At 65.4% G+C, this 9584-nt stretch carries 10 protein-coding genes; 6 read left to right on the top strand and 4 right to left on the bottom strand.

Annotation, left to right across the window (positions count from 1 at the left end):
- Nucleotides 1-61: 61 nt before the first annotated feature.
- Together AC1DYX_RS23115 and AC1DYX_RS23110 are read left to right on the top strand one after the other, a co-directional pair.
- Nucleotides 62-1318 (top strand): tetratricopeptide repeat protein, encoded by a 1257-nt coding sequence (locus AC1DYX_RS23115; RefSeq protein ID WP_477263195.1) that lies wholly within the window; start codon nt 62-64, stop codon nt 1316-1318.
- 397 nt (nt 1319-1715) lie between these two features.
- On the top strand, nt 1716-2603 hold the full coding sequence (locus AC1DYX_RS23110) for a CE1 family esterase (RefSeq protein WP_477263194.1): 888 nt from the start codon (nt 1716-1718) through the stop codon (nt 2601-2603).
- Nucleotides 2604-2740: 137 nt separating this feature from the next.
- Here the strand turns inward: AC1DYX_RS23110 and AC1DYX_RS23105 are convergent, their stop codons facing one another.
- Together AC1DYX_RS23105 and AC1DYX_RS23100 are read right to left on the bottom strand one after the other, a co-directional pair.
- Nucleotides 2741-3898 carry a pyridoxal phosphate-dependent aminotransferase gene (locus AC1DYX_RS23105; protein WP_477263192.1) on the bottom strand — a complete coding sequence of 386 codons (1158 nt, stop codon included), beginning with the start codon at nt 3896-3898 and terminating at the stop codon, nt 2741-2743.
- 28 nt (nt 3899-3926) lie between these two features.
- Nucleotides 3927-4382 carry a putative toxin-antitoxin system toxin component, PIN family gene (locus AC1DYX_RS23100; protein ID WP_477263189.1) on the bottom strand — a complete coding sequence of 152 codons (456 nt, stop codon included), beginning with the start codon at nt 4380-4382 and terminating at the stop codon, nt 3927-3929.
- Between the two features lie 34 nt (nt 4383-4416).
- Between AC1DYX_RS23100 and yaaA the strand changes: the two genes are divergently transcribed.
- The gene (gene yaaA / locus AC1DYX_RS23095; RefSeq protein WP_477263187.1) at nt 4417-5187 is read left to right on the top strand and encodes a peroxide stress protein YaaA; all 771 of its coding nucleotides are present in this window, start codon (nt 4417-4419) and stop codon (nt 5185-5187) included.
- Between the two features lie 42 nt (nt 5188-5229).
- On the opposite strand, the gene AC1DYX_RS23090 is transcribed toward yaaA, so the two are convergent.
- Nucleotides 5230-6066, bottom strand: coding sequence for an outer membrane protein assembly factor BamD (locus tag AC1DYX_RS23090; protein ID WP_477263185.1), 837 nt, complete (start codon nt 6064-6066; stop codon nt 5230-5232).
- 66 nt (nt 6067-6132) lie between these two features.
- On the opposite strand from AC1DYX_RS23090, the gene AC1DYX_RS23085 reads away from it, so the two are divergent.
- Together AC1DYX_RS23085 and pgeF are read left to right on the top strand one after the other, a co-directional pair.
- Nucleotides 6133-7170 carry an RluA family pseudouridine synthase gene (locus AC1DYX_RS23085; RefSeq protein ID WP_477263183.1) on the top strand — a complete coding sequence of 346 codons (1038 nt, stop codon included), beginning with the start codon at nt 6133-6135 and terminating at the stop codon, nt 7168-7170.
- Complete coding sequence (gene pgeF / locus AC1DYX_RS23080; protein WP_477263181.1) at nt 7170-7979, top strand: peptidoglycan editing factor PgeF; 810 nt, start codon at nt 7170-7172, stop codon at nt 7977-7979. Before AC1DYX_RS23085 ends, pgeF begins: the two co-directional genes overlap by 1 nt.
- Nucleotides 7980-8021: 42 nt before the next feature.
- Here pgeF and AC1DYX_RS23075 read toward each other — a convergent pair whose 3' ends face one another.
- Nucleotides 8022-8345 carry a hypothetical protein gene (locus AC1DYX_RS23075; RefSeq protein ID WP_477263179.1) on the bottom strand — a complete coding sequence of 108 codons (324 nt, stop codon included), beginning with the start codon at nt 8343-8345 and terminating at the stop codon, nt 8022-8024.
- A 51-nt stretch (nt 8346-8396) separates the two neighbouring features.
- Here AC1DYX_RS23075 and AC1DYX_RS23070 point away from each other — a divergent pair.
- Nucleotides 8397-9584 (top strand): alpha/beta fold hydrolase (locus tag AC1DYX_RS23070; RefSeq protein WP_477263177.1); only part of this gene is annotated, 1188 nt, incomplete at its 3' end.

The raw sequence follows: 9584 nt of genomic DNA, 5'->3' as shown, positions 1-9584 counted from the left end.
CGGCGGCACTGGCCGTGGCGGCCGGCGTGGCGTGGGCGCTGAGCCATTGACGGGAGCCGGAATGAGCCTGATTAACAAGATGCTGCAGGACCTCGACGCGCGCGGCACGCCCCGGAGCGAGGCGTTGCCGGGCCAGGTAAAACCCGTCGCGCGCGAGCCGTACCGCCTGAACCGGCGCGCGATTGCGGCTGCCGCCGGGGGCGCCGTTATCGGGACCACGCTCGCCTGGGTGGGGTGGACGCAGTGGCATCGCGGTGCGCAACCGGCGCCCGTGGTCGTGCAGCCCGCAGCCGTGGCGGCAAAGCCTGCCGTGAAGGCCGCGCCCATCGTGACAGGGCCCGTACAGGCGGCGGTTGCGCCGGCCGCATCGGCCACCGAGCCGGCCGCTGCCACGGTTACCGATCCGGTGCCTGCGCCTTCCGTGGCGCAGCCATCCGCAGCGGCGGCGGATGCGGAAGAACCGAAGCCGATGTCGCGCGCCGAACGCCGGGCCGGGCGCAAGCGTCGTGCAGAGGAGCGCAAGGCCGAGCGACTTGCGCAGGCGGCCGCCGTGCGCCCGAAGGACGTCGCGCCGATGGAACCGGACAGCGAGGAAGCACGCGAGGCGCGCCGCGCCATGGCGCAGGTGCTGGCCACGCGCGGCAAGTCGGCCAAAAAGACTTCCGCCGCATTGCTGGCCGCCGCGCGCGCGGCCGCGCAGGACGAACACGCGGCGCAGCCCAGGCGCGCGCCGCAGGGGCGCCAGGAGACGGGCCCCCAGCGCGCGGAAGGCGAGTACCGGCGTGCGCTGGCGAGCCTGCAGGAAGGGCGCATGACGGACACCGTCGCGGCGCTGGAGCAGGCGCTGAAATACGAACCGGCGCACGAGGCGGCGCGCCAGACGCTGGTAGGCCTGCTGATCGAGGCCAACCGCCCGGACGAGGCGATGCGCCAGCTGCAGCTGGGTCTCACGCTGGACCCGCGCCAACCCGCGATGGCGATGCTGCTGGCGCGCCTGCAGATCGAGCGCGGCGGTAATGGCATCGACACGCTGACGCGCACGCTCCCGTATGCCGGCAACGATCCCGACTACCGAGCCTTCCTCGCCGCCGCACTGGCACGGCAGCAGCGCCACCGCGAGGCCGCCGAACAATACCAGCTGGCCGTGCGCGCGGTGCCGGGCAATGGCGTGTGGTGGATGGGCCTGGGCATGTCGCTGCAGGCCGAGAAGCGCAACGGCGAAGCGCTCGATGCCTTTCAGAAGGCGCGCGCGAGCGGCGGCCTGTCGCAGGAATTGCAGGCGTTCGTGGAGCGGCGGATCCAGCAATTGGGCCGTTGACATTCCGTGAGTGAAGCGTTGGCGAGGCGTTCGAGCGCCAGCGCCAGCGCCAGCGTCTCATCCTTCAGCGCGAAATAGAACCGCACGGTTCCCGCCTCCGTTGGCTTGCTGTAGAGCGCCGACCCGGGAATCGCTGCCACGTCATGCCGGGCCTGAGGTTTGCAACCTCTGACTGCTGTGGTCATTCATGATTAGCACTTCCTTAAGGCATTCTTGACTTCGTCAGCCCCTGTATTTATTATGAAATCGATTACATTACCTGTTGGTTAACGAGCGCGGCGCTTCCGGTTTCTACACTTAGGAGCATTTGTGGCTGAGGCTTCCGCGGGACAGGGACGGTTTTCTCGATTTTATTGCCTTGAATAAAGAATAAGTGATAGCCCATTGAGGAGAAAATATGAGACATGCATGCGCCGCGTTACTTCTGATCACGCTCGTGGCTTGCGGAGGAAGCACAGGAGCGACGAGCCCTTCAACATCAGCATTGACACCAACACCAGCACCAACACCAACACCAACACCGGCATCGTCAACCCCCGGCACACCCCAGGTTGCGAGTTCCGCGGGCTGCGGCAGCGGTGCCAAGCTGGCCACCGGCCTGCAGTCGATCACCAGCGACAGTACCCAGCGCAGCTACTGGATCGAGATGCCGGCCAACTACGACCGCAACAAGACCTATCCCGTGATCATCGGGCTGCACTGGCGAGATGGCAGCGCCGCCGACATCTACGGTTGGAGCGGCTTCTTCGGGTTGAAGAATTTGTACGGCGACAATGCCATCTTTCTTGCCCCACAGGGCCTGGATAAGGGTTGGGCTAACACTGGCGACAGGGACATTCGCTTCTTGCGCGCCATGATCAGCCAGGTACAGCAGGGCGTGTGCACCGACACTCAGCGTGTCTTTGCTACCGGCTTCAGCTTTGGTGGCATGATGTCCAATGCCATCGGATGCCAGATGGGCGACGTGGTGCGCGCCATCGTGCCCATGGCCGGTTCGCTCTGGAGCGGCTGTGCCAATTCTTCCTACAAGGTGGCGGCCATGTTCATTCATGCCAAAGACGATAATACGGTGCCYTACTCGGCGGGACAGGAGGCGCGCGATGTATTCCTTGCTCGCAATAGCTGTAGTGCCACCACACGGCCCGTGGGTAATAACGGCTGCGTAGAGTACCAGGGCTGCGACAGCGACAAGCCTGTGCTTTGGTGCGGCACCGAGACTGGCGGTCACTGGTACCCGGGTTTTTCGGCGCAGGAGTCCAAAGCCTTCTTTGACCGGTTCAACTAGCCGAACCATGGTAGGGTGGGCGGCTCCGCCGTCCACGCCTCGATACGCGAGATCGAAGGCGTCGCGAACGTCTCGGCGCCCGTTGAACGCGTGGACGGCGAGCCGGCTGCGCGCCCCGGTCCACCCTACGGCCATCGTCAGATTTTTGACAAGCGTTCGAGTGCGAGCGCCAGCGTCTCATCTTTCTTCGCGAAGCAGAACCGCACGATCCCGGACTCCGTCGGCTTGCTGTAAAACGCCGACACCGGAATCGCCGCCACCTTGACCTCGCGCGTCAGCCACTGCGCGAACGCCGACTCGGACAGGTCCGAAATCCCGTCATAGCGCACGCACTGGAAATACGTGCCGTCGGCCGGCAACAGGCTGAAACGCGTCTTCGCCAGCCCCTCCCGGAACAGGTCGCGCTTGCGCTGGTAGAACGCCGGCAGGTCGCGCCACGGTGCCGGGTCGCGCATGAAGTCCGCGAGGCCGGCCTGCATCGGCGTGTTCACGCTGAACACATTGTATTGGTGGACCTTGCGGAATTCCGCCATCAACGGGGCCGGCGCCGCGACATAGCCGACCTTCCAGCCCGTCACGTGGTAGGTCTTGCCGAAGCTCGACACCACGAACGCGCGCTCCGCCAGCACGGGATGGCGGCTCACGGACGCATGCGGCTGGCCGTCGTAGACCATGTGCTCGTACACCTCGTCGGACAGCACGAGGATGTCCGTGCCGGCGACGATGCCGGCCAGCGCGTCGAGGTCGGCCTGGCGCAGGATCGTGCCCGTCGGGTTGTGGGGCGTGTTCACGACGATCATGCGGGTGCGCGCCGTGACGGCTGCTGCGACCGCATCCCAGGGCACGCTGTAGCCTTCGGTATCGACACGCATGGCGACGGGCACGGGCACGCCGCCGGCCATGACGATGGAGGGCTGGTAGCTGTCGTAGCAGGGTTCGATGACGATCACTTCGTCGCCCGGATGCACGGCGCACAGGATCGCCGTGATGATGCCTTGCGTGGCGCCGGCGGTGACCGTGATCTCGGCCTGCGCATCGTAGGCGTGGCCGTACAGCGCGGCCACCTTGGCGGCGATGGCCTCGCGCAGCGGCGCCAGGCCGGTCATCGGCGCGTACTGGTTGTGGCCGGCGCGCATGGCGGCGTCGACGGCGTCCAGCAGGCGCGGGTCGCAGGAAAAATCGGGAAAGCCCTGGCCCAGGTTGACGGCGCCGTGCTCGCTGGCGAGCGCGGACATCAGGGTGAACACGGTGGTGCCGACGGCCGGCAGGCGCGATTGCAGGACAGGTGTGGACATGGTGCGGACGGATCGGATAAGGGTCGGGTCATTCTACCGTGGCCGGCGCCTCGGTCTTGACCCAGGCCTCGGGCGTCATGATGCGGAACAGATTCTCGCGCGCGGCCCGGCGGGCCAGCTTGAGCAGGGCCTTGTCCTTCGTGACGAGGATGCCGGCATCGGCATCGCGCGCGATCTCGAGGAATTTCTGGTCGTCGCGGTCGGTGCAGACGGGCAGGCGCAGCGCACGCGACGTCGGTGCAACGACGTCGATCAGGGCGTCGAATGCCGCCGCCGCCTGCGGCCGCGTCGCGTCGTCGAGGGGCAAATGCGAGTAATGCAGCACGATCAGGTATTCGTCGCGGCAGTCGGCGCGGGTGACGGCACGCACGCGGCCGGACTCCAGCGCGGCGAGCAGCGGCGCCCAGCGCGGGTCGCGGAAGACGAACAGGTCGAGGCAGACATTGGTGTCGATGACGATGGTTTTTGCTGAAGCAGGTATCATGTCGGCAATTTTACCCGCTGTACGTGTTCCCACCATGCTGATCGTTCTTTCTCCCGCCAAATCCCTCGACCTCGATTCCCCACCCACCACCCGCGCGCGCACGACGCCGCGCTTCATCGACGACGCCGCCGAACTCATCAAGGTACTCAAGCCGAAGTCGCCGGCCGAGATCGGCGCATTGATGGATATCTCGGATCAACTGTCCGTGCTGAACGTGACCCGTTATGCCGACTGGCACCCGGACCATGCCGACGCGCGCCAGGCCATCATGTCCTTCGACGGCGACGTCTACACGGGCCTCGCCGCGCGCACGCTCGACGCCGTGGCGCTCGCCTGGGTGCGCGACCATGTGCGCATCCTGTCCGGCCTGTATGGCGTGCTGCGGCCGCTGGACGCCATGCATCCGTACCGCCTGGAGATGGGCACCCGTCTCGCGAACCCGCGCGGCAAGGATTTGTACGCCTTCTGGGGCGAGAAGGTGACGGCAGCGTTGAATGCGGACGTGAAGGACGCGGGTGCCGACGTGCTCGTCAATCTGGCGTCGGAAGAGTACTTCAGGTCCGTCAAGCCGAAGCTGCTGGACGTGCCCGTGATCACGCCCGTGTTCGAGGACTGGAAGAACGGCAAATACAAGATCATCTCGTTCTTCGCCAAGCGGGCGCGCGGCATGATGGCGCGTTATGCGGCCGAGCAGGCGATCACGGACGTGGAGAGACTGAAGGCGTTCGACGTCGACGGCTACGCGTTCGACGACGCCGTGTCCACGGACAGGGAGTGGGTGTTCCGGCGCCGCGTGGAAGGCTGACGCATCAAACAAAACGCCCGCATCGTGCGGGCGTTGTCGTGTTTACTGCACGGCATCCTTCGGCGCCGGTTTCGGGCCCGCCTTGGCCCAGAACTTCCACCACGCGGCATCGCCCGAGCCGCCACCCATGAAGCGGCTGTTCGGATAGTTCTTCGTGAAGAGGCGCTGGGTGTCGTCGCGCAGGTCGAACATGCCCAGCTTGTCGTAGCAGCGGATCATGATGAACAGCGCTTCCTCGCGTGCCGTCGCCTGGCTGAACTGCGCCACCGCGCTTTGCGCACGGTTCAGTGCGGCCAGGTAGGCGCCGCGGCGATAGTAGTAATTCGCCACGTGCACTTCGTACTGCGCCATCGCATTGATCAGGTAGTTCATGCGGGCGATCGAGTCCGGCGCGTATTTACTGTTCGGGAATTTGTCGACCAGTTCCTTGAACGCGGCAAATGCCTCGCGCGTCGCCTTCGGATCGCGCTCGGTCGGATCCTGGGAGTAGATGAAGCTGAGGAAACCGATCTGGTCGTTGAAGTTGATCAGGCCGCGCAGGTAGTACATGTAGTCGACCTGCGGGTGGTTCGGGTGCAGCTTGATGAAGCGTTCGACGGCGGCCAGTGCCTCGGCCTGGTCCTGCGCCTTGTAGTGGGCGTAGGCGATTTCCATCTGCGCCTGGGCGGCGTACGTACCGAACGGATAGTTGGATTCGAGGCGCTCGAACAGCTTGATCGCGGCTTCGTAGTGGCCCCCAGCCATTTCCTCTTGCGCGTCAGCGTATAATTTCGATGCTGACACGTTCTTGTTCTCGTCGGATCTTTCCGGCAACAAACCGCAAGCTGACAAACTTAGCAGAACGCTAGTCACGACTAATACAGACAATTTTTTTTGCATAAGCTCTATTGCAAGAAAGTTTTACCGAGATTCAACGAACGGCTGATTATAGCCGATGGGACTGATGTGATATTAACTGCTGCGCCGAATTCGGCGGAAAACCTTTTCGACCCCGACCTGGATGAGGACCTCGACGCCGAGCTCGATGCCGGCACCGCTGGTCCTGATTATTCCCCCATCACCCTGGAATTGGGGCCCGAACACTGCGGACAGCGGTTGGACAAGGTCGTCGCCGGATTGGTGCCGCAATTCTCGCGCAGCCGCCTGCAGCAATGGTTCGACGAAGGCCATATCACGGTCGACGGCAAGCCCGCCAAGGGCAAGAGCACCGCATACGGCGACGAGACGGTCACCGTCGTGCCGCAGCCGGCGCCCGAGGACACGGCCTATACGCCGGAAGCGATGGCACTCGACATCGTCCACGAGGACGACGCCATCATCGTCATCAACAAGCCGGCCGGCCTCGTCGTGCATCCGGGTTCGGGCAACTGGTCCGGCACCTTGCTGAACGGCCTGCTGCATCACTGCCCGCAACTGGTGTCCGTGCCGCGCGCGGGCATCGTGCACCGCCTCGACAAGGACACGAGCGGGCTGATGGTCGTCGGCAAGACGCTGGAAGCGCAGACCGACCTCGTGCGCCAGCTGCAGGCGCGCACCGTCAAGCGCGAATACCTGGCCCTCGTATGGGGCACGCCGCGCCCGTACGGCACGATCGACTCGGCCATCAGCCGCGACCCGAAGGACCGCGTCAAGATGGCCGTCTCGAGCAGCCCGCTGRCCAAGCCCGCGATCACGCACTACGAGCTGCTCGAGACGGGCGAACTGGACCGCCGTCCCGTCAGCCTCGTGCAATGCCGCCTGGAGACGGGGCGCACGCACCAGATCCGCGTGCACATGCAGTCGCTCGGCTACAGCCTCGTCGGCGACACCGTGTACGGCAAGCAGCACCTGCGTTCGTTCTTCCACCGCCAGGCACTCCAGGCCCGCCGCCTGGGCCTCACGCACCCGGCCACCGGCGAACACGTCGAATGGATCGTGCCGCTGGCCGACGATTTCGCGGAACTTCTGGAACAGGCCGGAATCGAAGAACCGGAAGCGATCTGATGTCCCTGACGTCCCCGATGTCCCTGTCTGATGGCGACCTGATCCATCCGGCCGTGCAAGACCAGTGGCCCGATCTGCCTGACGCGTTCGGTGCCCTGGCCACGACACGGCGCGGCGGCGTCAGCACGGGCCCGTACGGCGATGGGCAGGGTGGCGGTGGCCTGAACCTCGGACTGCACGTGGCCGACGACCCGGATGCCGTGCAAGCCAACCGCGCGCGCCTGCAGGAGTGGCTGCCGGGCCGGCCTGCGTGGATCGCGCAGGTGCACGGGGCCGACGTCGTCGACGCAGCCTCCGTCCAGCCGGCTGGTCCGGTGCGCACGGGCGATGCGAGCATCGCGACGGTGCCGGGTGTCGTCTGCGCCATCCTGACGGCCGATTGCCTGCCTGTGCTGTTCGCGGACCTCGGCGGCAAGGTGGCCGGTGCGGCGCACGCGGGTTGGCGCGGTCTGGCCGGCGGCGTGCTGGAGCAGACGATCGCCGCCATGCGCGCGGCCGGGGCTGGCGAAATCACAGCCTGGCTCGGTCCCGCGATCGGCCCGGACGCGTTCGAGGTCGGCCCGGACGTGAAGGCCGCATTCGAGGCAGCCTTGCCGGGGCAGGTGGCCGATGCGTTCCGTGCGTACCCCGATCGGCCGGGTAAATACCTCGCGGATATTTATCTGTTAGCGCGCCGCACGCTGGCCCGCGCGGGCGTCACGCGCGTGCACGGAGGAGGGCGCTGCACGGCGACCGAGGCCGACTGGTTTTATTCCTACCGGCGCGACGGCGTCACTGGCCGCCAGGCCAGCCTCATCTGGCTTAAATAGGCGGTAGGGTGGACGGGTCTCCCGTCCACCCTACATGTCTGGTTAAATGCGCGGACGGTCTATGTCCCGCGCAGCCGCCTCAGTGCCGGCGCCAATATCGCAGCCATGTGCCGCCGCATTCCCGCCGGCGGCGTCCTCCGCGCCCGGGACGACCCCGGCCTCCGGCACGATGACCGTGCCGTCCGCCGCCCGCAAGGCGGCCCGTTGTGTGCGTTCGCGACGACGCCGCGATCCCGTCAGGTAAAAAACGAGTAATATTGGCAACACACCGTAGCCGAAAAAAGTCATAATGCCGCCAACCACAGTCGACTCCGTCGCCGCCATCAGGGTTACGACGTACATCCATCCTATGGCCACGATCCACATGCGATGCTCCGGTTGCTGTCGATAAAACCGATTCTACACAATGGACGCACTATGAATACGCCTGATGCTACCCCGCAGATGCTTGCCGCTCCCTGGATGGCGCCCTTCGCGCAATCCACCGATCCTTCCGCCTGGCAGTCCTGGATGAAACTTCCCGACGGGGCCGATGGCACGGCGGCCTTCGCGCCGGTGGCGAAGATGCTGGGCGATATGGGAGCCCGCCTGACGCCGGCAAAGCTGGAAGGGCTGCGCGACGATTATGTGCAAAAGGCAGGCAAGCTGTGGCAGGACTTCGTGACCGGCAAACTGCCGTCGTTCCACGATCGCCGCTTTTCGGCGCCGGAGTGGACCGCGAATCCGATGTCAGCGTACAGCGTTGCCTCCTATCTGCTGAATTCCGAATTCCTGCTGGCACTGGCCGATGCCGTCGAGGCGCCGGCGCGCGACAAGCAGAAGATCAAGTTCGCCGTGCAGCAGATCGTCGATGCAATGTCGCCAGCCAACTTCCTCGCGACGAATCCGGAAGCCCAGCAAAAGATGATCGAGACCAAGGGCGAGAGTTTCACGAAGGGCTTGCAGAACATGCTCGCCGACATGCAGAAGGGCCGCATCTCGCAGTCGGACGAGTCCGCGTTCGAAGTGGGCCGCAACGTCGGCATCACCCCGGGTACGGTCGTGTTCGAGAATCACTTGTTCCAGCTGATCCAGTACACGCCGACGACGCCGAACGTGCACGAGGTGCCGCTGTTGATGGTGCCGCCGTGCATCAACAAGTATTACATCCTCGACCTGCAACCGGAGAATTCCCTCGTCCGCTACCTGGTGGAGCAGGGCAACACGGTGTTCATGCTGTCGTGGCGCAACCCCGACCAGGGCCTGGCCGGCACGACGTGGGATGATTACGTCGAACAGGGCGCGATCCGCGCGCTGGACGTGACGCGTGCGATCACGGGCCAGGACAAAGTGAACGTATTCGGTTTCTGCGTGGGTGGCACGATCGCCGCCACCGCGCTGGCCGTGCTGGCCGCGCGTGGCCAGAAGCCGGCTGCCAGCCTGAGCCTGTTCACCACGCTGCTCGATTTTTCCGACACCGGTGTGCTGGACGTCTTCGTGGACGAGACCCAGGTCCGGCTGCGCGAGCAGCAACTGGCGCGCGGCGGCCTGATGCCGGGTCGCGACCTGGCGACGACGTTCTCGGCGCTGCGTCCCAACGATCTCGTGTGGAACTATGTCCAGCAG

It is taken from the genome of Massilia sp. P2_C2, from assembly GCF_056404615.1.
The sequence above is the reverse complement of the archived record's forward strand: the minus strand, read 5'-3'. Positions and strand labels throughout refer to the sequence as shown.

Coding starts and splice junctions, on each gene's coding strand:
- AC1DYX_RS23115 (WP_477263195.1), top strand. CDS start 62: ATGAGCCTGATTAACAAGATGCTGCAGGACCTCGACGCGCGCGGCACG.
- AC1DYX_RS23105 (WP_477263192.1), bottom strand. CDS start 3,898: ATGTCCACACCTGTCCTGCAATCGCGCCTGCCGGCCGTCGGCACCACC.
- AC1DYX_RS23100 (WP_477263189.1), bottom strand. CDS start 4,382: ATGATACCTGCTTCAGCAAAAACCATCGTCATCGACACCAATGTCTGC.
- yaaA (WP_477263187.1), top strand. CDS start 4,417: ATGCTGATCGTTCTTTCTCCCGCCAAATCCCTCGACCTCGATTCCCCA.
- AC1DYX_RS23090 (WP_477263185.1), bottom strand. CDS start 6,066: ATGCAAAAAAAATTGTCTGTATTAGTCGTGACTAGCGTTCTGCTAAGT.
- pgeF (WP_477263181.1), top strand. CDS start 7,170: ATGTCCCTGACGTCCCCGATGTCCCTGTCTGATGGCGACCTGATCCAT.
- AC1DYX_RS23075 (WP_477263179.1), bottom strand. CDS start 8,345: ATGTGGATCGTGGCCATAGGATGGATGTACGTCGTAACCCTGATGGCG.